25 protein-coding genes are annotated in these 26,235 nt (G+C 40.2%); 16 read left to right on the top strand and 9 right to left on the bottom strand.

The window, feature by feature from the left end; all coding sequences use genetic code 11:
• The first annotated feature begins 114 nt into the window (after window positions 1-114).
• Together H5161_RS18160 and H5161_RS18155 are read left to right on the top strand one after the other, a co-directional pair.
• Window positions 115-738, top strand: coding sequence for a hypothetical protein (locus H5161_RS18160; RefSeq protein ID WP_007586990.1), 624 nt, complete (start codon window positions 115-117; stop codon window positions 736-738).
• Window positions 738-1,493: a DUF3307 domain-containing protein gene (locus H5161_RS18155; RefSeq protein ID WP_182769817.1), complete on the top strand. Its 756-nt coding sequence runs from the start codon at window positions 738-740 to the stop codon at window positions 1,491-1,493. Before H5161_RS18160 ends, H5161_RS18155 begins: the two co-directional genes overlap by 1 nt.
• A 123-nt stretch (window positions 1,494-1,616) precedes the next feature.
• Here H5161_RS18155 and H5161_RS18150 read toward each other — a convergent pair whose 3' ends face one another.
• On the bottom strand, window positions 1,617-3,011 hold the full coding sequence (locus tag H5161_RS18150; protein ID WP_024595752.1) for a DEAD/DEAH box helicase: 1,395 nt from the start codon (window positions 3,009-3,011) through the stop codon (window positions 1,617-1,619).
• A 200-nt stretch (window positions 3,012-3,211) separates the two neighbouring features.
• Window positions 3,212-4,051 (bottom strand): isopenicillin N synthase family oxygenase, encoded by an 840-nt coding sequence (locus H5161_RS18145; protein WP_182769816.1) that lies wholly within the window; start codon window positions 4,049-4,051, stop codon window positions 3,212-3,214.
• Window positions 4,052-4,584: 533 nt separating this feature from the next.
• On the opposite strand from H5161_RS18145, the gene H5161_RS18140 reads away from it, so the two are divergent.
• Window positions 4,585-5,787 (top strand): bifunctional alpha/beta hydrolase/OsmC family protein, encoded by a 1,203-nt coding sequence (locus H5161_RS18140; protein WP_182769815.1) that lies wholly within the window; start codon window positions 4,585-4,587, stop codon window positions 5,785-5,787.
• Window positions 5,788-5,845: 58 nt separating this feature from the next.
• On the opposite strand, the gene H5161_RS18135 is transcribed toward H5161_RS18140, so the two are convergent.
• A complete protein-coding gene (locus H5161_RS18135) occupies window positions 5,846-6,613 on the bottom strand; it encodes an alpha/beta hydrolase (protein WP_182769814.1) in 768 nt (255 codons plus the stop codon).
• A gap of 129 nt (window positions 6,614-6,742) precedes the next feature.
• On the opposite strand from H5161_RS18135, the gene H5161_RS18130 reads away from it, so the two are divergent.
• Window positions 6,743-7,066, top strand: coding sequence for a hypothetical protein (locus tag H5161_RS18130; RefSeq protein WP_182769813.1), 324 nt, complete (start codon window positions 6,743-6,745; stop codon window positions 7,064-7,066).
• A 72-nt stretch (window positions 7,067-7,138) separates the two neighbouring features.
• Here H5161_RS18130 and H5161_RS18125 read toward each other — a convergent pair whose 3' ends face one another.
• The 3 genes from H5161_RS18125 to aspS all read right to left on the bottom strand — a co-directional run bounded on the left by H5161_RS18125 (window position 7,139) and on the right by aspS (window position 9,878).
• A complete protein-coding gene (locus tag H5161_RS18125; protein WP_182769812.1) occupies window positions 7,139-7,735 on the bottom strand; it encodes a pentapeptide repeat-containing protein in 597 nt (198 codons plus the stop codon).
• 14 nt (window positions 7,736-7,749) lie between these two features.
• Window positions 7,750-7,980: a hypothetical protein gene (locus H5161_RS18120; protein WP_002959972.1), complete on the bottom strand. Its 231-nt coding sequence runs from the start codon at window positions 7,978-7,980 to the stop codon at window positions 7,750-7,752.
• A 119-nt stretch (window positions 7,981-8,099) separates the two neighbouring features.
• Window positions 8,100-9,878, bottom strand: coding sequence for an aspartate--tRNA ligase (aspS, locus tag H5161_RS18115; protein WP_182769811.1), 1,779 nt, complete (start codon window positions 9,876-9,878; stop codon window positions 8,100-8,102).
• Between the two features lie 247 nt (window positions 9,879-10,125).
• Here aspS and H5161_RS18110 point away from each other — a divergent pair, with 247 nt between their 5' ends.
• From H5161_RS18110 to H5161_RS18085, 6 genes are all read left to right on the top strand, one after another.
• Complete coding sequence (locus tag H5161_RS18110) at window positions 10,126-10,974, top strand: DUF72 domain-containing protein (protein WP_002959975.1); 849 nt, start codon at window positions 10,126-10,128, stop codon at window positions 10,972-10,974.
• A 24-nt stretch (window positions 10,975-10,998) separates the two neighbouring features.
• Window positions 10,999-11,499 carry a M48 family metallopeptidase gene (locus tag H5161_RS18105; protein WP_165722927.1) on the top strand — a complete coding sequence of 167 codons (501 nt, stop codon included), beginning with the start codon at window positions 10,999-11,001 and terminating at the stop codon, window positions 11,497-11,499.
• A 197-nt stretch (window positions 11,500-11,696) separates the two neighbouring features.
• Window positions 11,697-13,880 carry a YHYH protein gene (locus H5161_RS18100; protein WP_182769810.1) on the top strand — a complete coding sequence of 728 codons (2,184 nt, stop codon included), beginning with the start codon at window positions 11,697-11,699 and terminating at the stop codon, window positions 13,878-13,880.
• Window positions 13,881-13,916: 36 nt separating this feature from the next.
• Window positions 13,917-14,423, top strand: a complete 507-nt coding sequence (locus tag H5161_RS18095; RefSeq protein WP_182769809.1) for a hypothetical protein — start codon at window positions 13,917-13,919, stop codon at window positions 14,421-14,423.
• A gap of 203 nt (window positions 14,424-14,626) precedes the next feature.
• Window positions 14,627-16,003, top strand: coding sequence for an ATP-binding protein (locus H5161_RS18090; protein ID WP_259398717.1), 1,377 nt, complete (start codon window positions 14,627-14,629; stop codon window positions 16,001-16,003).
• Between the two features lie 4 nt (window positions 16,004-16,007).
• Window positions 16,008-16,685, top strand: a complete 678-nt coding sequence (locus H5161_RS18085) for a response regulator (RefSeq protein WP_182712735.1) — start codon at window positions 16,008-16,010, stop codon at window positions 16,683-16,685.
• A gap of 152 nt (window positions 16,686-16,837) precedes the next feature.
• On the opposite strand, the gene H5161_RS18080 is transcribed toward H5161_RS18085, so the two are convergent.
• Window positions 16,838-17,524, bottom strand: coding sequence for a DUF3334 family protein (locus H5161_RS18080; protein WP_182696245.1), 687 nt, complete (start codon window positions 17,522-17,524; stop codon window positions 16,838-16,840).
• Window positions 17,525-17,640: 116 nt separating this feature from the next.
• Here H5161_RS18080 and cmoA point away from each other — a divergent pair, with 116 nt between their 5' ends.
• The 5 genes from cmoA (at window position 17,641) to H5161_RS18055 (ending at window position 21,988) form a co-directional block, all read left to right on the top strand.
• Complete coding sequence (gene cmoA / locus H5161_RS18075) at window positions 17,641-18,366, top strand: carboxy-S-adenosyl-L-methionine synthase CmoA (protein ID WP_007378000.1); 726 nt, start codon at window positions 17,641-17,643, stop codon at window positions 18,364-18,366.
• 12 nt (window positions 18,367-18,378) lie between these two features.
• Window positions 18,379-19,347: a tRNA 5-methoxyuridine(34)/uridine 5-oxyacetic acid(34) synthase CmoB gene (cmoB, locus tag H5161_RS18070; protein WP_182769807.1), complete on the top strand. Its 969-nt coding sequence runs from the start codon at window positions 18,379-18,381 to the stop codon at window positions 19,345-19,347.
• A 190-nt stretch (window positions 19,348-19,537) separates the two neighbouring features.
• Window positions 19,538-20,590, top strand: coding sequence for a phosphoribosylformylglycinamidine cyclo-ligase (purM, locus tag H5161_RS18065; protein ID WP_002959993.1), 1,053 nt, complete (start codon window positions 19,538-19,540; stop codon window positions 20,588-20,590).
• A complete protein-coding gene (gene purN, locus H5161_RS18060) occupies window positions 20,590-21,237 on the top strand; it encodes a phosphoribosylglycinamide formyltransferase (protein ID WP_002959994.1) in 648 nt (215 codons plus the stop codon). The genes purM and purN overlap by 1 nt, the downstream gene beginning before the upstream one ends.
• Window positions 21,238-21,253: 16 nt before the next feature.
• Window positions 21,254-21,988: a DUF3108 domain-containing protein gene (locus H5161_RS18055; RefSeq protein ID WP_182769821.1), complete on the top strand. Its 735-nt coding sequence runs from the start codon at window positions 21,254-21,256 to the stop codon at window positions 21,986-21,988.
• Between the two features lie 48 nt (window positions 21,989-22,036).
• On the opposite strand, the gene H5161_RS18050 is transcribed toward H5161_RS18055, so the two are convergent.
• Entirely contained in the window at window positions 22,037-22,801 is a 765-nt protein-coding gene (locus tag H5161_RS18050; RefSeq protein WP_182769806.1) for a class II glutamine amidotransferase, read from the bottom strand.
• Between the two features lie 323 nt (window positions 22,802-23,124).
• Between H5161_RS18050 and fadE the strand changes: the two genes are divergently transcribed.
• Complete coding sequence (gene fadE / locus H5161_RS18045; RefSeq protein WP_002960075.1) at window positions 23,125-25,581, top strand: acyl-CoA dehydrogenase FadE; 2,457 nt, start codon at window positions 23,125-23,127, stop codon at window positions 25,579-25,581.
• 432 nt (window positions 25,582-26,013) lie between these two features.
• Here the strand turns inward: fadE and H5161_RS20005 are convergent.
• On the bottom strand, window positions 26,014-26,235 hold a 222-nt coding region (locus H5161_RS20005; RefSeq protein ID WP_220493572.1), incomplete at its 5' end, for a hypothetical protein.

The following is a 26,235-nucleotide window of genomic DNA, read 5'->3' as shown; positions in this document are numbered from 1 at the left end:
ACGTTATAAAATAAGTGTACCTTGCAATTTATATTTAAGTAACCTAAATTAGTTACATACCCTTATGTAACCAATATTGGTTACATATTAAAAAGTAACCATTTTGAGATTTTTATGATTGGTGTGATCAGCGGCGATATTATTAAATCGCAAACAATCCCTAAGCAGCAATACGATGCCATGCTTTATCAACTAGAGCAAAGTTTGCGAAACATTTCGGGGGAGCAAACACTTTGGAATATATACCGAGGCGATGCCTTTCAGTTACAAGTTAATAATCCTGAGCTCCTTTTTAAAAATGCCATACTTGTATATTTACACCTTAAATCGTCAGGTTATGAACTACGACAAAGCTTGGCGCTTGGGCAAATAGATAACCCACGCAGCGATATAAAAACAGCAACCGGTTCTGCTTTTACTCTTTCGGGGCAAGGCCTTGATAAAATAGGCAATCAACGCTTTGTTTTTAATATTAACGAGCAGCAGCTTGATGAAAGCTTAAATCTTAATTTAGCCTTTGCTGACGTATTGCTCACTAAAATCACACAAAAACAAGCAAATGCCCTGTACGTCTATTTAACATCACCAGACAACAGCCACGCGGCACTGGCTAAAGAGCTTAAAACAAGTCGCGAAAACGTAACCAAACTACTAAATTTAGCGCACTACCAACTTATAGAGCGCTTTATTAAGCACACACAACACGTTATAAAAAATATAATTAAAGGAGGTGAATAATGGCGTTTTCACTTTTACTGGTAGCGCTTATTATTGGCCACTTACTCGCTGATTTTTACTGGCAACCTATGAGTTGGGTAAACGACAGAAATACCCGTCACTTTAAAGCCAGTAAGCTTTATTTTCATGTACTAGTGCATGGTGTAACAAGTGCACTCATTATTACCGTGTGGGAATACATATTCGGGTGGCAGCAACTAAGCAGTGTTTTAATTGCCACGGCGAGCATTATATTGAGCCATTACTTTATTGATATAGCTAAATCGTATTCTAATAAAGGCGTGGTACCTTTTTTACTAGATCAAATAGCGCACATACTCGTTATTATTGCGCTCAGTATTTGGTTAACTGATAACAGTAGCTTTATGGCTGCAATTAATAATATGCTCACTGATCCCAAAATACTGTGGGTGGTATGCGGTTATTTAATTATTTTAAGTCCCAGCGCCGTATTTATAAGAATGATGTTAGAGCGTTTAACAAGCAACTTTTCAAGTACTGGTAGCTTACCACTTGCAGGGCAAAGCATAGGTATGTTGGAACGCGTACTTATGCTGAGCTTTATATTGCTTGACCAATTTGCAGGGCTTGGCTTTTTACTTGCGGCAAAGTCGGTATTTAGGTTTGGTGATTTAAGTGCAAGCAAAGATAAAAAACTTACCGAGTACGTTATGCTCGGCACACTACTTAGCGTAAGTGTTACTTTATTTATAGGCTTGGGTATTAACTATTTAATCAGGCAGGCAATACAGTAAGTACAAATTACAGGTAATAAAAACGCGCTGCCTCTATTTAATTAAAGAAGGGAGCGCGTTTTTTGTATCAGCATTTAACTAAATTCTAAATTAATTAAACGCTAGTGCAATCACTAATAATGATTAATCGTTATTGGTGCGACGACGGCGTTGGCCATTACCGCCAACAGATTCACGCTTTGCCCATGGATTTTGCGCGCTGTCATCTGTTTTAGCAGCTGGCTTTTTAGAACCACCACGGCGTGGGCCGGTACCATTACCACCATTGTTCGGCTTTTTGCTGTTAGGCTTGCTGCTATCAGATTTAGGCTTATTAAAAGGCTGCTTTTTCTTAGGCTTTTTAGCCGGCAGTGGGCGAGCATCTAATGCGCGTTCAGCTACTGGGTTAATAGGCTCAAAACCGTCTTCTTCAGCACGTGGAATAAGCTCACCAATAAAGCGTTCAATACCGTATAAATCAACAGCATCATCAACCGTTACAAACGAAATCGCATGACCCGACGCACCAGCACGGCCTGTACGGCCAATACGATGAACATAATCTTCATATACGTTTGGTAAGTCGTAGTTAACAACATGCGGTAATTCAACAATGTCTAAGCCACGTGCAACAATGTCTGTTGCTACTAATACGCGTACTTCACCACTTTTAAAACCATCAAGTGCTTTAACACGTGCGCCTTGTGATTTATTACCATGGATAGCCGCGCCTACAATGTCATCGCGCTCTAGTTGTTTAACTAAGCGGTTAGCACCGTGCTTTGTACGGCTAAACACTAATACTTGTTGCCAATCGTTAGTGCGAATCAAGTGGCTTAGCAATGCTGTTTTACGTGTTTTATCTACCGCGTAAACGCACTGAGTAACACTTTTCGCTGTGGTATTTTTTGCAGCAACTGAAATTTCAACTGGGTCATTAATTAACCCTTTTGCTAATGCACGAATTTCATCTGAAAATGTAGCCGAAAACATCAAGTTTTGACGTTTAGCAGGCATTTTAGCAATTAAGCGTTTAATATCGTGAATAAAGCCCATGTCTAACATGCGGTCAGCTTCATCGAGTACAAGCACTTCAACGCTATCAAATTTAACTGCATTTTGATTATGTAAGTCGATTAAACGACCCGGCGTTGCGACTAAAATATCAACACCTTTACGAAGACGCTGCATTTGTGGGTTAATTTTAACGCCACCGTAAACTACAAATGAGCTCACATCAGAATGCTTAGCGTACTCTTCAACGTTTTCGCTTACTTGCAAAGCAAGTTCACGTGTAGGCGTTAAAATAAGTGCACGTACGTGGTTACTCTTAGCTTTAGGGCCCGACGACAAGCGCTCAATAAGTGGTAATGTAAAACCCGCTGTTTTACCTGTACCTGTTTGCGCTGCTGCCATAACATCACGGCGTTCAATAATTGCAGGAATTGCTTGAGCCTGAATCGGCGTTGGCGTTTCATAGCCCTTTTCTAAAACCGCATTAACCAAAGACTGTGATAAACCTAAACCTTCAAAACTCATATAAACTCTCTTTTAAATAAGGCTACATTAGCCAGTTGCGCGCATTATACCTGTAGTAGCTAAGAATGCATGCCATTATTTACGTTGCATGCAATTGAGCATAGTTTATTAAAATTAAACCTGTGATTAAGTTGCTCAAAAATGCAAAAAACGGCCATAAGCCGTTTTTTGTTTATACTTAATTACTCTAAGTATTAGAGTTACTTAACACCTAACTCACGCAAACGTTCTTGCAAGTAGCTATCTGCCGTGTAGCGCTCTGAAAGCACAACATCTGGATGCGGGTGTAAAAATAACGGTAATGAAATACGCGATTTAGTAGATGCTTTACCCGTTGGGTTAATTACACGGTGAATTGTCGATGGGAAATACCCGCCCGACGCTTCTTGTAGCATGTCGCCGATATTAATAATTAAGCTGCCAAAATCACATGGCACGTCTAACCAACCGCCATCTGTTTTTTGAACTTGTAAACCTGGCTCATTAGAAGCGGGTAATACAGTCAATAAATTAATATCGCCATGGGCTGCTGCGCGAATAGCACCAGGCTCTTCATCACCCGTCATTGGTGGATAATGTAGGATACGTAACAATGTTTGCTCAGAATCGGCAATCATGTCTTTTAAATCAATTGAAAACTTAACACGCACATCAGCTGGTGCTTCAGCCTGAACCCAGCTTAATAATGTGCCAGCAAATTCACTTGCTAAACGGTAGTATTCACGTACATCAGCTTCAAGCTGGGCAGGAACGCGACCTTTAGGGTACACATGAAAGTACTCTTTAATGTCTTTTATTGTAAAGCCTTTCGCTACTTCTGATACTGAAGGCGGAAAGTAACCGTCTTGAGTTTCTTTAGAGAATAAAAAGTCGTGCTTTTGCTCTGAGTTAAAAAAGTCTTGCCAATTTTTGTAAATAGACTCAACTAAAGACTGTGGGATTGGGTGGTTTTTTAAAACGCCAAATCCAGTATTTCTTAACGATTCAACAAATTGTGCAGCCGCATCGGGAGCTTTATAATCAACAGTAGGTAATTGCATTGTACGTTCCAGTGAATAGGTTGTGTGAAGTGAGTTGCTTTTAATAGTGCTAAATTACTTATATAAAGTAGCAAAGACTTCATTATAGCGCTATGTGAGGATAGACAAATGACCTCAAAAACATAAGGACATATGTCCGCAAAACATAGTCACCGTCACTTTGCTTGATCAAGATCAACTTATAAAAAAACGTTGAATTTGCAAGGTTTAGTAACTATCTCTGGTCTACTAGGGCGTGCTGACCTTTGGTGGGTGAATTTGCAGCAGACTGTTTGGTATTTAAGCAAGGCAGAGCCTATGATGTGTGGTTGTTCCCCATAAATAGGCGATAACGCAGCATAAATGCCAAACATGCGCTACCCTTTGGGTTCTTTCTAGGGACGATTAACTCTTTGTTGCTCGGTTTTTACTTAGTCCACTAGGTTACAAACCTCGCGCCGCGATTAAATCGCCCCTAGATTGAACAAATTTCAATCCACAACGGTCAACACGCCCTAATATAATATATTTTATTTGTGTAAATAAGGCTCCCCATGCGACAAAAAGTATCTTTTAAAAGCGGCGATTTAGAACTTGCCGGCCAACTTGAACTTCCCTCTGGTGACGTTAAGTTTTACGCGCTATTTGCACACTGCTTTACATGCGGTAAAGACATTGCAGCAGCTACACGGATTAGTCGTGCACTCACACAGCAAGGTATCGCCGTACTGCGTTTCGACTTTACCGGTTTAGGTAATAGTGATGGCGACTTTGCTAACAGTAACTTTTCATCAAACATTCAAGATTTAGTATCTGCGGCAAATCATTTACGTGAGCATTTTGCTCCGCCGCAACTACTCATTGGCCACAGTTTAGGCGGGGCAGCCGTTCTTGCTGCTGCTGAGCATATTCCTGAAGTATCGGCTATTACAACCATTGGAGCACCGTCAGATGCGCAGCACGTAGCGCATAACTTTGAAGCACACCTTGATGAAATTAACGCAGAAGGTGAAGCTAAAGTTAACTTAGCTGGTCGTGAATTTACCATTAAAAAGCAATTTATTGACGATATAGCCAAGTACGATAAAAGCCACATAAGTAAACTTAAGCGCGCATTATTAGTAATGCACTCCCCTATTGATGCGACTGTAAATATTAGTGAAGCTGAAAAAATTTATGCATCAGCTAAGCATCCTAAAAGCTTTATTAGCCTAGATAACGCCGATCACCTTTTAACAAATAAAAACGATGCCGACTACGCTGCACAAATAATTGCAACGTGGGCAAACCGTTATGTTAAGTACGACAAAACTAAATACACGGCAAGTTTAACGGGTGGTAATGTACTTGTTGAAGAAAAAGACCATGTATTTACTCAGCACGTAAGTACAAAAGATCATACTTGGCTTGCAGATGAGCCAATAAAAGTAGGCGGTAAAAACTTAGGCCCCGATCCGTATCATCACTTATTAGCGGGGCTTGGTGCCTGTACGGCCATGACACTGCGTATGTACGCTACACGTAAAAACTTACCACTGGAGCATGTTAAAGTAGAACTTGATCACACTCGCGATTACAACAAAGATTGCGACGATTGTGAGCAAACCGGTAACCTTGAAGCCATTACCCGTAAAATCACCTTACGTGGCGACTTAACAGAGCCTGAGCGTCAGCGTTTACTCGAAATAGCCGACAAATGCCCAGTGCATAAAACACTACACAATAACCCAGTTATTGTAAGTGAACTGGTAGAATAACTGCCGTGAAATTAATATAGCGCAGGTAACACTGCGCTGTGATTTAACTTTTATAAACCTAATTTTTACTATCTAAAAATCCCTCTACTTCTTTACTCATTCTATCCACCAGCCATTTTGGCCCGCCATCGTACATATCGTTATGACGCGATTTTTCTATCATTATTTGCGTAACGGGAAACTTATCCAGCTCTGAATCGTTTAACAGCACATTCGCATCAGCTGGGTAATCACTACCGCGTACAGTAAGTACGTGAATGTTTTTATTGCGCGGGATCAACATGCGGCGATGATCGAGCGTAATAATAGTACTAACTTCGTTTGGATAAATAGAGCCATATAATGCGGAAATATCCCCGCCGTTTGAGTGCCCAAATAAGGTGAGTTTTGTAAAGTCGTACGCTGGGTATTTACTCGATAGCTCATTAACTAAAAACTTAAGCGTTACTACGCCACGATGCCAGTTTTCCATGCGAGTTGTTAAGTAAGGCTGCTTACGGTTTAAGTAAGGGTCACTTTTTAGCTCATGTGCAACGGCTATTGTTAAATATCCACGCTGATTAAACGCATTACTGGCAAACGTATACCCGTTATGGCTAATCCCGTAACCTGCGTTAATAAACGCTACAGGGCATTTTACTTGCGCTGTACACTTAGCATTGTTACTTGGCAATGTAATATTGATAGGAATAGTGCGATTGCGGCTTTCATCAGTCATAACGCCATCGTTTGCATAGCTTGTCGCGCTTATTGCTGATGTGCTTATATCTGATGCACTTAGAGCTAGTGCGCTTAACATAAAAAGCTTTTTAAGTGTTTTTTGCATATTTAAACTTATATAAATTATTGTTTTTAATTAAAAATAACTTTTACTTTATAGGTTTGCATTCTCTATTGACAAACTATGCGATAATAGCCGCCATTGTTTAAATATATTTAGTAAAAGATCCAATAAATGAAATCATACAATAGCATTCAAGAACGTATAGAAATTTTAGAAGACAAACTAACGGCAATACATGACGAAATCGAAACACTAAAAACCCCTGCTAAAAACAACAATGAACGTATTATTTTTAAGTTTATTGAAACAGGCAGCACAGGTAAAACGAAGGATTTTGTTCGTGAGTTAGGTATTAAATCACCACGTGACGGTTTGTTTTCATCAGGTGACGTTACAAAACTAATTAAAGATGGCGCTGAAGATATTTCACCTGCGTTATTAGAAATCGCAAGAAAGCTTGCCAGTGCACGTAATAAAAATGGCCCTAGCCGTTAATTACGCAGTTACGCAGTATCTAGAAGCCCAGCCAAGCTGTCGCTTCTAGATATGTAATCATATTAAACTAAATTAATCACAAAGCTCTATATTAAGGCTGGTAAGTAAATTAAGTGCTTCGAAGCGATCAAACTTAGCATTCGCTAAAATATTATTATTCAAATCTATATTAAACGCTGTCGAACCTACAAAATCACATTTTGTTAAGTTAGTTTGAAAAAACTCACTATCGCGAAAATCTGTTCCTGTAAATTCACTACCGCTTAAATCAGCATGTCTAAAATCAACATTTTTGGCAAAGCAGTGTGTTAGTTTGAGAGCTTTGAGGGTTAATTCAAAAAAAGAACTATTACTGAGCTCGCAATAATTAAAACTCACCGGTGCGTTAATACTAAGCGCTGGCCAATCTACGTCAGTCCATTGCAGACTATTTAATTTACAGTGGCTAAAACTTACATCTTCAAGCGAGCTGTAGTTCCATTTAAGTGACGATAAATTACAGTTTTTAAAGTTGCACTGTATAAATCGGCAATTTTTAAACTGCCCGCCTGAAAAGTCGCAATCGGTAAATGTGCACTCTTCAAACTCAGAATTTTCAGTTAGTTGCTCTTCGCGCTGTAAAGCATTAAATTGCTCGTCGAAGTAGTGATTATTATTTGAAATTGACACTATTAACCTAGTTTTTAATGGGCATAGACGCTATTTTTAGGTAAATCTTTTTTAAGCGCAAGCACTGCAATAAAAATCAAAGCAAATAGTGGAAATAGCGCTAAACAGCCACCCACAAAAGCTAAAACCCCCGGCATAGTACTTTTACGCTTACCTATTTTGTAGCTAATTACAGCAAAAATAGGAATACTCAGCACAATAAAAAAAACTAAGAACTCACCAAATAAGGTTGCATTGATCGACATAATAATTCCTTTTTCGTCTGTTCGGTTAAAATACACTCTGCTACAAATTTAACCACAAAAAAACCCTTAAGCATATAACTTAAGGGTTTTTAAATTTAGCTCAATAAGCTAAACAAAAATTACTCTTCGCTAGGTATCGATTTTTCAACAACACTAATTGCAAGCTCAGCTAACGAATCAAGGTTAGGCTTACTAGGTGCGTTAGTTAATAAACACGACGCTTGTGTTGTTTTAGGGAAAGCAATAACGTCACGAATGTTATCGGTACCACATAAAAGCATTGCTAAACGGTCAAGACCAAATGCTAAACCTGCATGTGGTGGTGTGCCGTATTTAAGTGCATCAAGTAAAAAGCCAAACTTGTCTTGTTGCTCTTGCTCGTTAATACCTAAAATTCTAAATGCAGTTTCTTGCATATCTGCATTATGAATACGTACCGAACCGCCACCCACTTCGTAGCCGTTTAATACCATATCGTAGGCATCTGAAATAGCAGTGGCTGGGTTTGCTTCAAGCTCACTTGCAGTAATATCTTTTGGTGCAGTGAATGGATGATGCACAGCATGTAATGTGCCTTCGTCATCTTCTTCAAACATTGGGAAGTCTACAACCCAAAGTGGTGCCCAACTATTAAGGTTAGTGATTTCTAAGTCAACACCAATCTTAACGCGCAGTGCGCCCATTGCTTCATTTACTGTATTGCGCTTATCGGCACCGAATAAAATAATATCGCCAGACTGTGCATTAGTACGCTCAAGTAATTTTGTGATTACGTCTTCGCTTAAAAACTTAGCCACTGGTGATTGAACACCTTCAGCGCCTGCAGTGTGGTCATTTACTTTCATCCACGCCATGCCTTTAGCGCCGTAAATACCAATAAACTTAGTGTAATCGTCAAGCTGTTTACGAGAAAGCTTAGCGCCACCCGGTACAGTTAATACAGCAACACGACCTTTTTCGTCGTTAGCTGGACCTGAGAAAACATTAAACTCTACGTCTTTAACTAAATCTGCAACATCAACTAACTTCATTGGGTTACGTAAATCAGGCTTATCAGAACCGTAAAGGCTCATTGCCTCGCTGTAAGGCATGATTGGAAAATCGCCTAAATCAACGTTTAACAATGTTTGCCACATCTCGCGGATCATTTTTTCAGTCATACCACGTACTTGATCAGAGCTCATGAACGAGGTTTCTATATCTATTTGGGTAAATTCTGGTTGACGATCGGCACGTAAATCTTCATCACGGAAACATTTAACAATTTGGTAGTAACGGTCGAAACCCGACATCATCAACAATTGCTTAAATAACTGTGGAGACTGTGGTAAAGCGTAAAAACTACCTTTATGAACGCGGCTTGGCACTAAGTAATCGCGTGCGCCTTCTGGCGTTGCTTTAGTAAGTACAGGTGTTTCGATGTCTAAAAAGCCGTTTTCATCTAAAAAGCGACGAACAAAGCTGCTTGCTTTAGCACGTAATTTAATACGGTCACTCATTTCTAGACGACGTAGGTCTAAGTAACGGTATTTTAAACGACGCTCTTCTGAGTTTACTTGGTTAAAATCAAGTGGAAGCGGTTCAGAGCGGTTAATAATTGTAAGCTCAGTACCTAAAACTTCAATTTCACCTGTTGCCATATCTTTATTTACTTGGCTATCAGGGCGTGCACGTACAGTACCTTTTAGCTGAACACAAAATTCTTGGCGAAGTGTGTTAGCTGAACTCATTAACTCTTCAATGTCAGAGTCGAATACAACTTGTACTAAACCTTCTCTATCGCGTAAATCGACAAAGATAAGTCCACCAAGGTCACGTCGTTTGTTGATCCAGCCACATAGTTCAACTTCTTGATCTACGTGAGTTTTATTTAGCTGTCCGCAATATATAGAGCGCATAGTTTTCCTGTCAGATAAAAGGCTTAAACGGTTATATTTATTTGTTTTAAGGCGTGTGATTTAAAAAACAGGTCACCACAATACAAATAAAGCCGCTAGCAATCTAAAAATAATCAAATTAAGCCCTGCATTATACTCAACTAACATTAAGATGCTAGGGCGTGTGCCGCTTTTGCCCCTGAATTTACAGCAGCTCGTTTTGTTATTTGCTACACTATCGCCACTTTATAATAAGGCGCTAGTTTGTATGTTATATATTGGATGCCCGCAGTGGTCGAGTAATGCATGGAAAGGCAATTTATTTTCAAGCCAATGTAAAAACGCCGATATGCTTAGCCAATACGCCCAGCATTTTAACTCAGTTGAAGGCAATACCAGCTTTTACGCTGATCCTTCGCCAAGCACCGTATTGCGATGGGCAAACAGCGTACCCGACGATTTTAAATTTACTTTTAAGTTTAATCGTCGCTTTAGCCACGAGCTGCACCTAACTAATGTTCAAACCGAGCTTACTGATTGGCTTAACTTGTTCTCCCCTATTTTAGAAAAAACCGGGCAAATCATGCTGCAATTACCTAAAGCATTTGGCCCTGGTGACTTACCCAAACTCGCCCAATTTATTAGCCTGTTACCAAAAGAGGTTAATTACGGTGTAGAGGTACGTCATACTGCGTTTTTTCAAAAGGGTGAAGCCGAAATAGCGCTTAACCAATTATTAATGGCAAACAACATAAATCGTATATCGATGGATACTCGCGCCCTATTTGCGGTAAAACCAACAACCGAAGCGCTAATAGATGCACAGCAAAAAAAGCCCCACTTACCGGTACATGCAATAGCTACTGGCTCAGAGCCTATGGCGCGCTTTGTAATAGCCGATTTACAAAACGACTATAAACCCTTTTATAAACCGTGGCTAAGTAAAGTAAAACAATGGCTTGATGAAGGAAAAACCCCTTATGTGTTTTTTCATACGGCAGATAACCGAGAAGCGCCATTATTAGCAAGGCAGTTTTGCAAAGACCTTGGTTATGATCACAAAGCATTAAACCCATTTACTGGCGAAAAAGAAGCCCACCAGCAAGCACTTTTTTAAAAGTAAAACGACAGAGAAACAATAATGAGTGAATACGCACGTTACTTTACCGGCTACCCAGCTAACATCGTTGAGCAAGTATTAAGCCTTATAAATAACAAAAAGGTATGTGACTACTTACTTAAAAAGTATCCGCAAGCACATACCATTACTAGCGATAAACTACTTTATAACTACGCAACCGAGCTTAAAAAACAGTATTTAAAAAATGCACCACCGTTTGGGCGCGCAGCATTTAAAAAGCAAGGCGACATGGTCACCAACGCACTTGGTACACATACGTATCGAATGCAAGGTAAAACCCGTAAGCACGATTTAGCGATAAACAGCGACTTGCTCCGCGCTCCCGAGCCGTTATTAAAAGCGTTAGTGGTACATGAGCTCGCCCACTTTAAAGAAAAAGACCACAACAAAGGCTTTTATCAGCTTTGCTGCCATATGGAGCCGAGTTACCACCAGCTAGAGTTAGATTTAAGAATTTTTTGTGTGGTAGTCGCAATGGGAGAAAATCCTTATTTAAAATAAGGATTTTAGCGTTATTTAACTGAGTGAAAATAAAGCTCATGCTTAAGTTTATGTTTCCTTCCATACCCAGTCTTTTATCTCCGTAAGCAGCTCACAACTTAACGCCAGCCCTTAATAAAAAAAGTTTAAAACTACATAATTGCCCTACATTTGAGAACTAGACTCTTAAAAGTTAATTTAATCTTTGGAGTTTTTAAATGATGAAAAATACCCATGCCATTTTACTCAGTGCCCTGTGCTGCTTAACCTTAAGTGCCTGCAACGAGCAAAACAGCCAATCACTTGAACAATCAAACCTCAATGATTTTACTCTAACCAGCTCAAAAGTAAGTGATGGCGGTAATTTGCCTATTACTTATACATGCGATGGGCAGAGCATTAGCCCCCCACTTAACTGGAGTGGAGCACCTAAGGCAACCAAATATTATGCGTTAATTATGGATCATAAAGCGCCAGAGGGAATGCATTGGTATTGGACCATGTACAATATTGCCGCCGATAAAACACAAATTAAAGCGGGCGAAACCCTCGGTGAAGTAGGCTCTAATAGCGTAAACGATTTAAACCAATACGCGCCGCCTTGCTCTAAAGGCCCAGGTGAAAAAAGCTATACTTATACTGTATACGCGTTATCTGCACCGGTTACCTTTAATAGCGATACAAAAGTAGATCGCTCAGCATTACTCGCTGCTGTAAAAGATATTACGCTCGATACTGCAAGTATGACGGTTAAATACTCGCGAAGCGCCAGTAGCGCCGAACACAAACCTAATACAAGACCAAAACCAAATGAGCAACCAAAGCCTGATAAATCATATTTAACCGCTAACGTAAAATCACCTCGTTGCGATGCTATTACACAATCAGTAAGTAATGCAGGGTTTGATCAAAGCGTATCTGTTACGTGCGATGAACAATATGCTTATATTGCCTCATCTACTTATCCTGATCATGAAGTAATGACTGGTATTACAGGTACTAACGAGCAAATACCTGTTCCAGCTAAAGACTACGTAGCACCTATAAAGCTAAATCCTAAAAAAGCAAAAACAATAACAACAATTGATGCAGCCGTAGGTGTTGCCGTTAACGGCGTACCAATATACGACTATTCTTCGCAAGGTGAGTTGGACGTAAATAGCTACGATGAAAAACACGACACTTTAGCACTCGGACAGTTAGATATTTGTGGCGGACACGCAGGACGAGGTGATGACTACCATTATCATGTATCGCCAACGTGTATGATTGACACAATGAAAAACCAAACAAGCGATGCCATTATTGGTTGGGCTTACGATGGTTACCCGCTGTATGGCAGTAAAAACCCAGACGGCAGTGCAATTGCCAAAGGTGACCTTGATGTATGTAACGGACAAACCGACGACACATTTGGCTATCGCTACCAAACATCAGCTACGCCGCCGTATATTATTCAGTGCTTAGTTGGTGAAGTAGATACCGCAAAATTACCAAGAGTGTCACCACTTAGTGGCGATACTCAAGGTATAAGAGCCGACTTGCGCCCGCCACAAGGAGGCGTTGAAAACCTAACGCACATAATCTCTGAAAACGGCAGCCGTACAATGAGCTACTCATACAAAGGCGAGAACTACTTTACTACCTACAGCCCTGCATCACAGGGAAAAGACTGCTATAGCTTTAAACAAAAAACCATCAGTAATGGTGGCAAAGTTCAAACAGGTACATTTTGTAGAGGTCCGCAACCAAATCACCTTACTCCAACAGTCACTAAGCAAAATACAAATCCTGCCATTACAGGCAAGCATAACTTAAAGCTAGAAGCATGGGCTGATAACTGGTTTACAGCCTACATAGGCGAGCAGTTACTTGTTGAAGATTCTGTGCCTATAACTACAGAGCGTTCATTTAATGCCGAAAGTATTACGTTTTCTGCAAACTACCCTATTGAGCTTAATTTAATAATTAAAGACTTTAAGCAAAACGACACTGGGCTTGAATACATCGGCGCTAAAAATCAGCAAATGGGTGATGGCGGTTTTATTATGCAACTTACCGACACCGATACAAATAAAGTAATTGCGGTAAGCAATAAAAGCTTTAAATGCGAAATACTTCACAAAGCGCCGCTTAACAAATTATGCGAAAGCGAAACAAACCCTGTAGCGGGCGAAGGCGCTTGTACGTTTATGTCAAAAGAAGCACCAACTGACTGGCTGCAAAGTAACTTTGACGATACGAATTGGGCTAATGCAGTAGAGCACAACTTTGCCGATGTAGGACCAAAAGACGGTTACGACGATATTAACTGGGATGAAAACGCAAAATTCATATGGGGCGAAGACTTAGAAACCGACAACACCCTTATTTGTAAAGTAACTATTGAGCAACCTCAATAAACAAAAAGGTCTCCGCTTCAATAAAAGGTAGTAATTATGTATTTTTTTAAAAAATTAAAATGGCTAATGCTAGCGTGTATTTTAACAAGTATGTGCGCTCAAGTGAGCGCACATGTATTAAAAAACACAACAGCCCAAGTAATTTTAAGAGACGGGCAAGTTGAGGTTAAAGTATTAACTAATGCTGAGCATTTAATCTCAGCGCTGCAAAGCGAGCAAGCATGGCTTATGGGCGATATTGATAAGCTTATGCCTACAAACTTAAGTGCAGAGCAACAAGAAGAGTTTGTAAAAAATGCACTTAAACAAAAAACGAGCTTACGTGTAAATCAGCAAGTTATCGTGTTTGAACGCGTCGTTTTTACCACCAGCAACAACGAAGCGCACGACCTAGAAATTGTTTTTCAAGCGAAGCACTCATTTGCAACAGTAGATGAGCTTGCCATATCGTTCTCTAAAAGTTTAGGTGCAGTACACGCAAGCTTTGTAAAACCACAATATAAGTTACTGGGTGCTGGCGATACCGCAAAAATAAAGTTCTAGCCCAAATATCAACATACCTAAAAGCTTACTTAAAAAGGATTTTAGTAAGCAACTCCCTAAATACGCTAATTGTAGGCACATAATCAATATGCAATACTGCTTGGTACGTTAACGTCATGATCTTTACTATTTGCCAATCAGTGAAATTAATACATAAATTCTTTTTAGCTTTTTTTATCACTAATATCGCCCTTGTTGGGCTTATGTTTGTGTTTATATACATGACCTTTTCGTCAGGGTTTAACGACTTTGTTGAACAAGAAGAAACAAAGCATGTCGCAATGGTTAAGCAGCAACTTATTGAGCTTTATAGCGAATTAGGCAGTTGGCAACCCATTACACAAAGCACGCAATTATGGCGCTCTATTGTAGAGCCGCAAAAAAAGCCAGGCGAGCCTAAAACGAATAAACACACAAGCACCCCACCCAAACCAAATAGCAGTAAAGCAACGCCCTCTTTATTGTGGGTACACTTACCTGCGGGTTCCCTTAAAACAGGGCAGCGTATAAGTTTATATGATCAAAATAAAAAAGTTGTTGTTGGTAGAGCTAATTTAAACGACAACCCACATATAGAACCTATTTTATTAAACAATAACGTTATAGGCTGGATAGGTTTAGTCCCTTCAAAACTTGTACAAAGTAGCCCAGCTAAAGCGTTTTTAGCAGCGCAATTTCATAACTATTTTATGATCACGTTACTCGTTATTGCGCTCGCATTTATTATGGCTATTGTGTTATCTCGCCATTTAATAAAACCAATAAAGCAAATAGTGACTGGCACAGATGAGTTAACAAAAGGAAATTTTGCCAGCAGAATAATTCCCTCTAGTAAAGATGAGCTAGGTACCCTATCCAACAACTTTAATGCCTTAGCCCACACGCTTGAGCAAAACCAACAAATGCGATTTCAATGGGTGTCAGACACATCCCACGAATTAAGAACCCCACTTACCGTACTACGCTCGCATTTACTAGCCGTTCAAGATGGCGTATTTACAGCTGACACAAAGCGCATTGATTTACTCATAAACCAAGTAGATAACTTAAGCCACATTGTTGACGACCTAGCCCAACTAGCACAAACAGATAGCGTTAATTTAACCTATAACAATGCGCGCATTGATTTAATCACTATTTTTGAGCAATCAATTGAAAACTACACCGCTCGCTTTAAAGAGCATGAATTAAATGTAGATAGCAAAAGCTTAACCAAAGCCGGCAAATGTATAATAAATGGTGATAAAGAACGCCTTATACAATTATTTTCAAACCTGTTAGAAAATACCTGCAGATACACGCATAAAGGTGGGCAAGTAATAATACTTGCCCACAAAAGACCCAATAACATTGAGCTTATTTTACAAGATTCAGCCCCAAGTGTTTTACCAAACGACTTACAAAAATTGTTTGAGCGTTTTTATCGCGTTGAAAAATCTCGAAGCCGAGAGCACGGCGGCTCGGGCTTAGGACTTGCACTTTGCAAACAAATAGTAGAGGCACATGGCAGTCAAATATCGTTGCACAACTCACCACTCGGTGGGCTAGAGGTAAAAATAACGCTGACACTTTTAGGTTAAAATAATGGCATCACAAAAAATACTTATCGTTGAAGACGAAGAAAACATTGCCGAGGTACTTATTGCCTACGCTAAGCAACAAAATTACGAAACTGAGCACTTTAATAGTGGCAAAGGTGTAGTTAGTTTTGTAAAACAAAACGCAGTAGATTTAATACTTCTTGATTTAATGCTGCCAGATGTTGATGGCATAGAGCTATGTAAGCAAATAAGAGCCTTTTCAAGTCTGCCTATTATTATGCTTACCGCAAAAAGTGAGGAAATAGACCGCTTGCAGGGTTTAGAGATCGGCGCCGATGACTACATATGCAAACCCTTCAGCCCCAAAGAAGTTGTAGCACGCATAAAAGCCGTACTAAGAAGGACCAGCCAGCCTAAAACCAACATCATTAATCATAATAATTTCCAATTACACAAAGACGATTACGAAGCACGCCTAAACGACAAAAGTATTGGCTTTACCGCCATCGAGTTTAAAATATTTTTATTATTTATAAGCCACGTAGGGCGTGTTTTTACCCGCGAAGATATTATTAATAACGTATACAGCGACACAACCGACATATCCGATCGCAACATAGATACACATATTAAAAATATACGAAAAAAGATTAACGACATTCAAGCAGGGCTAAACCCAATAGCAGCGGTTTATAGTGTGGGCTATAAATTTAAAGAGTAGGTTTACTTATTCAAATAAAGCTAACATGACGCAAAAGCGCGATATAAATCGCGCTTTTATTTTAATCACTAACCTGAACACTCATAACTAAAGATTAATAGCTGAGCAGTCGTTGGGTTTCGTTTCACTCAACCCAACCTACGTAAATAGACTTAAAGCCCTAGGCCTGCCATAAAATCATCATCGCCATCATCTTGTTCTACTGCGGTAGATGCTTTTTCTTTGTCCGCTTTTTTACGTGCTTCGTTTTCAATTATGTCATCTGGGTCGAGTGCTTCTGCAATATCAAAGTCGTGTAATTTAATGAACTCTGTTTTATCCATCGCTAATTCCAAGTAAAAGATATTTTGCTTACTTGTGGTGAATGTTACGCGGCGGGCTTGCGGGCGATCCATCGTGGTATCTACCGATATTTGCACTTGCTTGTTTATTGCCATCATTTTTGGCTGGTTTTGCGTAATAGACGTATGTAATTGCTCACGCACTTTAGACGTAAAGTCGCCAACAATTTGATTCATCAACTCGCCTAGTACGTTTGATACGTCGTCTGATAAATGGCTATGCGCTATTTCATCTTCTGGCATTCCCATATTGCGCATGTAATCGCCATAAATTTCCATCGCCGCTTGCGAAGTAAAGTTGGTAATTACGAGCCCTGTAAAACCGCCGTCAAATAAAACAAAGCAACCAATATCTGGTCGCATACATGTACGTGTTATTTTTTGCACCATGGCTGAGTAGCTAATACCATTACCGCTGGCTGATGTGAGTACACCTGTCACTGAATGACAAAGGGTTGCTAATATATCGTCTGTGCTGATGACCTTACTTTTGCTCATTTAATCTTCTCTTTTGTACTTATTATTCATAATTCTAGTCAAGCTACTGAATTTATCACTGACTATCCAGTATAAAATGTTAAAATAGCGCCATTATTTACAAAGAGACTGCCTTCGTGACCATAAAAGACAGTATTTATGCCTCTGAGCAACAAGTAAAAGATTTTAGCTTTGACCAAAATGTAGTCGAAGTTTTTCCAGATATGATCCAGCGCTCTGTACCTGGGTATGCCACCATTGTAAGCACTATGGGTAAACTTGCGGGTGAATACGCACAAAGTAACTCAAATCTTTATGATTTAGGCTGCTCTCTTGGCGCAGTCACGCTTAGCATGCGCCGTAACATTCGCACCGATAACTGCCATATAATAGCGGTAGATAATTCTCAAGCTATGGTTGAGCGTTGTAAGGTACATTTACAAGGTTTTAAATCAGATGTGCCGGTTACTGTTACTTTGGGCGATATTAACGAGCTTGAGATTCAAAACGCATCGGTTGTGGCAATGAACTTTACACTGCAATTTATTCCACATGCGCAGCGCCAAGCCGTGCTTGAAAAAATATACGCTAATCTTAAACCAGGTGGCGTGCTACTACTTAGCGAAAAAATTAAAGCCGAAAACGAGCAATGCGATAACCTATTAATTGATTTGCACCACGACTTTAAACGTCACAATGGCTACTCTGAGCTTGAAATAAGCCAAAAACGTACCGCCATCGAAAACGTTATGCGCCCAGATACACTAAGCGCTCACTTTACTCGCTTACAAGATATTGGTTTTAGCCAAACTCAAGTGTGGTATCAATGTTTTAATTTTTGCTCAATGGTAGCAATTAAATAAAGAGAGTCATCCATGTCTCAATGGTTTAACCAATTTTACGCATCTATCGCACAAAGCCCACTTAGTCACTGGCTAGAAACCCTCCCTGCTCAATTAAAACATTGGCAAAACGAGGCTAGCCATGGTGATTTGCCTAAATGGCAAAAAGTACTTAAAAACTTGCCTGAGGTGGCAACTTCCCATGTTGATATTTCTACAAAGGTAGAAATTGGCGCGCCAGGAGAGATGAGTGATGGCGAGCAAAAGCAAGCCATGCATTTATTAAAACGCATGATGCCATGGCGCAAAGGCCCATTTAGTGTGCACGGTATTGAAATAGTTACAGAGTGGCGCAGTGATTGGAAGTGGGACCGCCTGCTTCCTCATATTGAGCCATTAAAAGGCCGCACTGTTTTAGATATTGGTTGTGGCTCAGGGTATCATTTATGGCGTATGCGCGGTGAAGGCGCAGAGTTTGTCGTGGGTATTGATCCATCTGATTTATTTTTATGTCAGTTTCAGGCAATTAAACACTACAACCCAGATGAAAACGTACATTTACTGCCACTAGGCGTAGAAGCATTACCCGAGCTTAAAGCGTTTGATACTGTTTTTTCTATGGGTGTACTTTATCATCGTCGCTCACCTATCGACTTTTTAGCGCAGTTAAAAGCGCAGCTTCGCCCAGGCGGCGAACTCGTACTTGAAACCCTAGTAATTGAAGGCGACGAAAACACGGTATTAGTCCCAACCGACCGCTACGCTAAAATGCGCAACGTTTGGTTTATTCCAAGTACTGCAGCATTAAAGCTGTGGATGGAGCGCGTTGGCTTTAAAGATGTGCAAATAAAAGATTGCGCTATTACCACGCTTGAAGAGCAACGTAAAACCGACTGGATGGAAAACGAATCGTTAATCGATTTTTTAGATCCAAACGATACAAGTAAAACAATTGAAGGCTACCCCGCTCCACTTCGAGCCATATTAACCGCAAAAGCATAGCTGTTAATTTAACGCCTTTAATACTAAAAAAACGCCTACGGGCGTTTTTTTGTTTATTTAAACAACAAACAGCGGACAAGTGTCCTTGTTAATTATTTCAAAATTACATTTACGCTAGCCGCGACCTTGCAATTGTTGTAAAATACGCGCGTTTCTAAGCAACCCAAAACAACTATTTTGAGGAAAACCTGTGAGCGAACAAAAACAGTCTCTAAGCTATAAAGACGCGGGCGTAGATATCGACGCTGGTAATGCACTTGTTGAGCGTATTAAAGGCGTAGTTAAAAAAACTCGTCGTCCTGAAGTAATGGGCGGAATTGGTGGTTTTGGCGCACTTTGCGAAATTCCTGAAGGCTACAAGCAACCAGTATTAGTTGCAGGCACAGATGGTGTTGGTACTAAACTACGTTTAGCAATCGACTTAAAAAAACACGATACGGTTGGTATTGATTTAGTTGCAATGTGTGTAAACGACTTAATTGTTCAAGGTGCTGAACCCCTGTTTTTTCTAGATTACTATGCAACTGGTAAATTAGATGTAGACACAGCAGCTGACGTAGTGACAGGTATTGGCAAAGGTTGTGAAATTTCAGGTTGTGCCCTAATTGGTGGCGAAACAGCTGAAATGCCAGGTATGTATGATGGTGAAGACTACGACATGGCAGGCTTTTGTACAGGTGTTGTAGAAAAATCAAAAATTATTGATGGCACAAAAGTAGCAGCAGGCGATCAGCTTATTGCACTTGCTTCAAGCGGTCCTCATTCAAATGGCTTCTCTTTAATTCGTAAAGTACTTGAAGTGTCAAAAGCTGATACCAGCGCTGACTTTGAAGGTAAAACATTAGGCGAAACTCTACTTGAGCCTACGCGTATTTACGTAAAACCTTTACTTGAGTTATTCAAAAACGTTGACGTACATGCGCTTTCGCATATTACTGGCGGCGGTTTTTGGGAAAACATTCCACGCGTATTACCCGCTTCAGCAAAAGCTGTAGTTAAAGGTGATAGCTGGCAGTGGCCACCAATTTTTAATTGGTTACAAGAAAACGGCAACATTACTACACACGAAATGTACCGTACATTTAACTGTGGTGTAGGCATGGTTTTAGTAGTCCCTGCTGACAAACTTGAGCAAAGCTTAACAATGCTAAAAGACTTGGGCGAAAATGCATGGCACCTTGGTGAAATTCAAGATGCAGCAGCTGGCGAAGAGCAAGTTGAAATTGTAGGTGGTGCTAAGTAATGGCACCGACTCGTCTGGTAGTTTTAATCTCAGGTAGTGGCTCTAATTTACAAGCCATCATAGATGCCTGCGAACGTGGCGAGATAAACGGGCATATAGCGGCTGTTATTAGTAATAAAGCAGACGCTTATGGCCTAGAGCGTGCAAAACAAGCAGGTATTGCTACAAAAGTGCTCAGTCATAAAGATTTTGACTCGCGCGAAGCGTACGATGCGCAATTAATGAACGTTATCGACTCTTTTATGCCAAATCTAGTTGTATTAGCTGGGTTTATGCGTATTCTTACTCCTGGCTTAGTGCAAAAATATGTTGGAAAAATGTTGAACATTCATCCATCTTTGTTGCCTAAGTATCAGGGGCTGAATACCCACCAAAGAGCAATTGATGCAAAAGACGATGTTCATGGCGTAAGTGTTCACTTTGTTACTGAAGAATTAGACGGCGGTCCCGTTATTCTTCAGGCGCAAATACCTGTACTCAAGGATGATACAGCAGAAACATTAGCAAAACGCGTGCATGAGCAAGAGCATATAATTTATCCTTTGGTGGTCAAGTGGTTCAGTGAACACAGACTTACTATGGAAGCAGATTATGCAGTTCTTGACAAAAAACAACTTCCTGCACACGGCGCGCACTACCCACAATAAAAAAATAAGTGCCCTGTTGTTATGTGCGGGCGCTTTACTTCCAACTAGCCTAATTGCAGGCGAATTGACCCAGTATCAAGCTAATTACGATATTTTACGCAAAGGTAAAAATCATGGTGAGGCTGTTCGTGAGCTCAAAAAAATGGGCGACGATACTTATGAACTTACATACCACAGCAATATTGAGTGGATGATTTTCTCTGACTCTCGTGAAGAAACATCAAAGTTTACCTTTAAAGATGGCAAGGTTACCCCGCATCATTACAACATGATTCGTACAGGGACAGGCCCAGATAAAGATTACAAAATTGATTTTGATACAACAAACAAAGTAGTGACTAGCAGCGCTAGTGAATACCCACTTAAATGCGAATGGACTGATGAATTTCAGGATGCTATTTCGTACCAAGTGCAAGTGCGCGAAGGATTGAAAAAAGGCAAAACAAGCTTTTCATTCCCCCTTATAGATAAAAAAGGTAACCGCCGCGACTACAACTTTGAAGTTGTTGAAAAAGAGATGATCTCCTTACCTATCGGTAATGTAGAAGCCATTAAAGTGAAGCGTTTATACGATAACGATAAACGCCAAGCAATTGCATGGTTCGCGCCAGAAATGGATTACATGCTGGTACGTATGTGGAAAGGCGAAAAAGGTATGGAGCAGTTTGAAGTTCAAATGAATTCATTTACTGTTACTGCGCCTACAGCTGTTGCGCCTGCTACAGCACAACAACCTCAAGAAGCTAACTAAATTTAATTAAACCAAAGTTAAGTTAAGTTAGTATTTAAAATAGGTGGGCTAAATTAGCTCACCCATTTTAAACAATGCAAATTCCCCAGGCTCCATTTTTTGCCAGCGCTCATCATTCGTCAAAGGCCTTGTAGCTATAACTGTTACTACATCGTTTGGTGTGGTCTCTTGTTGAAAATCAACCACCATGTCGGCATCAATCAACGTTGCTTTACCAAATGGCGCACGGCGCGTTATGTAGTGTAAGTTATTAGTGCAATACGCTAAAACAAACACCCCATCGGTCAATAACATATTAAACACGCCTTTTTCACGTAGCGTATGCGAAAGCTTAGCCCCATATCTAAAAACCGACGCCATATTACTTGGTCGCTGCGGGTACTTTTCACGAATTTTGTCAAGCAACCAGCAAAATGCCAACTCGCTATCGGTATTACCCACAGGTCGATAATATTCAGGTTTTAAATCATGATAATTTGAAAGCTGCCCGTTATGAGCATAGGTTATTTCACGCCCCCACAACTCACGAGTAAACGGATGAGTATTTTCAAGACATACCCGACCTCGATTACCTTGGCGAATGTGGCTAATAACCGAGACACTTTTAATGGGGTATGCTTTAACGAGCTTTGCAATTTCAGATTGATAACTCGGCTCAGGATCTTTAAAGGTTCTACAGCCTTTACCTTCGTAAAATGTAATACCCCAACCATCTTTATGAGGACCTGTATTACCACCACGCTCTAAAAGGCCTGAAAAACTAAAACAAATATCGGTAGGCACATTGGCTGACATGCCAAGTAATTCACACATTAATAAAATAACCCTTAAAAACCATACATTAAAATAAATAGCGAATATTTGTGTATTAAGCGTACACTAAATTGCAGCCCGCTATAACGGCTATACTTACTTAAAAAGTGTCATTTTGCTATTAGATTTATTTATTTTTACGTTAACACTACTTACGGCTAATGCTTTGACTATACGATAGTTATTGAGCGTTCCTCTGTCGGGTAATTAAATATCGTATTTAAGTTACTTTCTACTACAATTTAACATCGTTATGTACTTGAAAATTACTGTTACTAGCGCTACTCTAAGTGAGGTGGTCTGACCTCTATTAAGGAATAAAAATGACACTCATATTTACACTGGTTCTAATCGCGTTGCTTTGCACTGCGGTTTACCACAGAGCAAGTTGGAACACAGCACTTGGTGTTTCGGCTATAACTTTATTAATTGGTACCTTTGCGGGTGCTTTTGGTTTAATTAGCTGGTTGATCTTTTTGATCATCGCGGTTCCTCTTTCTGTTACTGGCCTTCGTCAGCAATATATCATCAAGCCTATTTTTGCTACGTTTAAAAAAGTAACGCCAAGCATGTCTGATACTGAAAAATCAGCTATTGATGCCGGTACGACGTGGTGGGAAGCTGACTTATTTTGCGGTAACCCAGATTGGAAAAAACTTCACCAATACCCAGTTCCTAAACTTACTATTGAAGAGCAAGCCTTTGTTGATGGCCCTGTTGAAGTAGTATGTAGCATGTTGGACGATTGGGAAGCAACGCACGAACTAACCGACCTTCCTCAAGATGTATGGCAATATCTAAAAGATAATAAATTCTTTGCCATGATTATCAAAAAAGAATACGGCGGTTTAGAGTTTTCTGCATTTGCACAGTCTTGTGTACTTCAAAAACTAACGAGTAAATCAACATTACTTTCGTCAATTGTTGGTGTACCAAACTCTTTAGGCCCAGGTGAATTATTACAACACTATGGTACAAAAGAGCAAAAAGATCATTACTTACCGCGCCTAGCGAGCGGTCAAGAAATTCCATGTTTTGCATTAACTTCGCCAGAAGCGGGTTCTGATGCAAGCTCAATTCCAGACTACGGTGTGGTATGTAAAGGGCAATGGAATGGTGAGGAAGTTGTGGGTGTTAGTTTAACGTGGAATAAGCGTTACATTACACTTGCCCCAGTGGCTACCGTACTTGGTCTTGCGTTTAAGTTACAAGATCCAGATGGGCTAATTGGCGACAATAAAGAGCCAGGCATTACCTGTGCACTTATTCCAACGGACACTCCTGGAGTTGAAATTGGTCGTCGACATTTCCCGCTTAACGTACCATTTCAAAATGGTCCTACTCGCGGTAAAGATATTTTCGTACCACTTGATTATATTATTGGTGGTCCAGATATGGCTGGTCAAGGCTGGCGCATGCTGGTTGAGTGTTTATCGGTTGGTCGTGCAATTACATTGCCGTCAAATTCTGCCGGTGGCATTAAAATGATTGCCGTTGCAACGGGTGCGTATAGCCGCATTCGTCGTCAGTTCCGTTTACCTATTGGTAAAATGGAAGGTGTTGAAGAGTCACTAGCAAAACTTGCTGGTTACGCTTACAGCTCTGATGCTGCGGTTAGTATGTCTACGGGTGCGGTTGATTTAGGCGAAAAGCCATCGGTAGTTTCTGCCATTATTAAATACCACCTGACAGAGCAAATGCGTGATGCAACTATTCATGCAATGGATGTACTTGGCGGTAAGGGCATCATGCTTGGGCCAAATAACTATTTAGGTCGTGGCTACCAAGGTGCACCTATTGCCATTACCGTTGAAGGTGCAAACATCTTGACCCGTAATATGATTATTTATGGTCAAGGTGCAATTCGCTGTCATCCATTTGTACTTACCGAACTAGGTGCGTGCGAAATTGAAGACCGCGAAGAAGCGCTTAACGTATTTGATAAAGCGCTAATGGGTCATATTGGTTTTACTATGTCGAACCTTGTACGTACTAAGTGGCTTGCACTTACCGGCGCACGTTTTACAAGTGTGCCGTACAACGACGAAACTGCTGAATTTTACCGTATAGCGTCACGCTTTAGTGCATCACTTGCTCTTATGTCAGACATTAGCATGGCAGTATTTGGTGGCTCACTAAAACGTAAAGAACGTATTTCAGCACGTTTAGGTGACTTACTTAGTTACTTATACTTAGTGTCTGCAACGCTTAAGCGTTACAACGACGAAGGCCGTAAAAAAGAAGATTTTGCTCTAGTAAAATGGAGTTGCCAAGATCACCTTTATCATTGCCAACGCGCACTTGCTGATTTAATTAATAACATGCCTTCGGCTCCACTACGTGCCGTGTTAAAAGTATTGTTATTCCCGTTTGGTCGCCCGGTTCGTAAACCAACTGACCAACTTGAGCATAAACTTGCGCAACTACTACAAGTACCTAGTGAAACGCGTAACCGTTTAGCAAGCTACGTATACTTAAAAAATGAGCCGCTTAACCTTGTGGGTCGTCAAGAGCAAACGCTTAAAGACATCTTAGACGTTGAGCCATTATTTGAAAGAGTATGTAAAGAGAAAGGCCTTAAACTGCCATTCTTCCAGCTTGATAAAGTAGCGCAAATGGGACTTGAAGCAGGCATTTTAAGCCAAGCAGAGGCTGATAAACTAGCTGCTGTTGAGCAATCTCGTTTAGATGTTATTAACGTTGATGACTTCGACCCTGCTGACTTACTTGCAGGAAAAGCCGCACGTAATAGCGTTAAAAAAGAAGCTGATGCTGCTTAACTAAGCTAAGCATTTACAGACCAAAAGCCAGCATATAACGTGCTGGCTTTTTTGTGCACAATAAAAAGTTTTAACAACGTGATGGAGTAGTTTAATTCGTTAGATTGTTTAAATAATTATACAGCTTGGTATAACAGGCAGCTCTAACATCTAACCAACCCTAAAAGCTCTGTATTGATTAAATACCCCTAATTCACCTCTATACTCCTGTAAAAACTTAAACCCTCTCAAGAGCTCTACAAGTACAACACTATAAAGTTAATGACTATACCAATTAGCAATAATACTTAGAGCCTGCCTAGCAGTGTTAAAAATCTCTGATATACGACTGCATAGATGCAGGAGATAGATCAATGCAGGATCATTTGCCGAAAACAACTGAATAACGAATTATTCCTTATTATCGACATGCTTTTCTTACATCAAAATAGATTACTTAATTAAGCGAATTGGGGTTAAACCTGGCGTTAAGTTAACTACGGTAAAAGTTTCAAAGTTACGAAAGAAGGGATACAGCGCAATGCACAAGCACTTAACCAGAGCATCGGCAGATTGATATAGGTATTGATACGGATAATAAGGAATATAAGCAGGTTCGTACAAGGAATGTGTTTGATAGCTGATAGCTGATAGCTGATAGCTGATAGCTGATAG

The sequence above is a fragment of the Pseudoalteromonas sp. SG43-5 genome, from assembly GCF_014164345.1.
Lineage (GTDB): Bacteria > Pseudomonadota > Gammaproteobacteria > Enterobacterales > Alteromonadaceae > Pseudoalteromonas > Pseudoalteromonas distincta.
This window is presented reverse-complemented; position numbering and strand designations above follow the sequence as displayed.

Excerpts from the sequence above, each read along its gene's own strand:
- H5161_RS18160 (WP_007586990.1), top strand. The coding sequence starts at position 115 with ATGATTGGTGTGATCAGCGGCGATATTATTAAATCGCAAACAATCCCT.
- H5161_RS18155 (WP_182769817.1), top strand. The coding sequence starts at position 738 with ATGGCGTTTTCACTTTTACTGGTAGCGCTTATTATTGGCCACTTACTC.
- H5161_RS18150 (WP_024595752.1), bottom strand. The coding sequence starts at position 3,011 with ATGAGTTTTGAAGGTTTAGGTTTATCACAGTCTTTGGTTAATGCGGTT.
- H5161_RS18145 (WP_182769816.1), bottom strand. The coding sequence starts at position 4,051 with ATGCAATTACCTACTGTTGATTATAAAGCTCCCGATGCGGCTGCACAA.
- H5161_RS18140 (WP_182769815.1), top strand. The coding sequence starts at position 4,585 with ATGCGACAAAAAGTATCTTTTAAAAGCGGCGATTTAGAACTTGCCGGC.
- H5161_RS18135 (WP_182769814.1), bottom strand. The coding sequence starts at position 6,613 with ATGCAAAAAACACTTAAAAAGCTTTTTATGTTAAGCGCACTAGCTCTA.
- H5161_RS18130 (WP_182769813.1), top strand. The coding sequence starts at position 6,743 with ATGAAATCATACAATAGCATTCAAGAACGTATAGAAATTTTAGAAGAC.
- H5161_RS18120 (WP_002959972.1), bottom strand. The coding sequence starts at position 7,980 with ATGTCGATCAATGCAACCTTATTTGGTGAGTTCTTAGTTTTTTTTATT.
- aspS (WP_182769811.1), bottom strand. The coding sequence starts at position 9,878 with ATGCGCTCTATATATTGCGGACAGCTAAATAAAACTCACGTAGATCAA.
- H5161_RS18110 (WP_002959975.1), top strand. The coding sequence starts at position 10,126 with ATGTTATATATTGGATGCCCGCAGTGGTCGAGTAATGCATGGAAAGGC.
- H5161_RS18105 (WP_165722927.1), top strand. The coding sequence starts at position 10,999 with ATGAGTGAATACGCACGTTACTTTACCGGCTACCCAGCTAACATCGTT.
- H5161_RS18100 (WP_182769810.1), top strand. The coding sequence starts at position 11,697 with ATGATGAAAAATACCCATGCCATTTTACTCAGTGCCCTGTGCTGCTTA.
- H5161_RS18095 (WP_182769809.1), top strand. The coding sequence starts at position 13,917 with ATGTATTTTTTTAAAAAATTAAAATGGCTAATGCTAGCGTGTATTTTA.
- H5161_RS18090 (WP_259398717.1), top strand. The coding sequence starts at position 14,627 with ATGTTTGTGTTTATATACATGACCTTTTCGTCAGGGTTTAACGACTTT.
- H5161_RS18085 (WP_182712735.1), top strand. The coding sequence starts at position 16,008 with ATGGCATCACAAAAAATACTTATCGTTGAAGACGAAGAAAACATTGCC.
- H5161_RS18080 (WP_182696245.1), bottom strand. The coding sequence starts at position 17,524 with ATGAGCAAAAGTAAGGTCATCAGCACAGACGATATATTAGCAACCCTT.
- cmoB (WP_182769807.1), top strand. The coding sequence starts at position 18,379 with ATGTCTCAATGGTTTAACCAATTTTACGCATCTATCGCACAAAGCCCA.
- purN (WP_002959994.1), top strand. The coding sequence starts at position 20,590 with ATGGCACCGACTCGTCTGGTAGTTTTAATCTCAGGTAGTGGCTCTAAT.
- H5161_RS18050 (WP_182769806.1), bottom strand. The coding sequence starts at position 22,801 with ATGTGTGAATTACTTGGCATGTCAGCCAATGTGCCTACCGATATTTGT.
- fadE (WP_002960075.1), top strand. The coding sequence starts at position 23,125 with ATGACACTCATATTTACACTGGTTCTAATCGCGTTGCTTTGCACTGCG.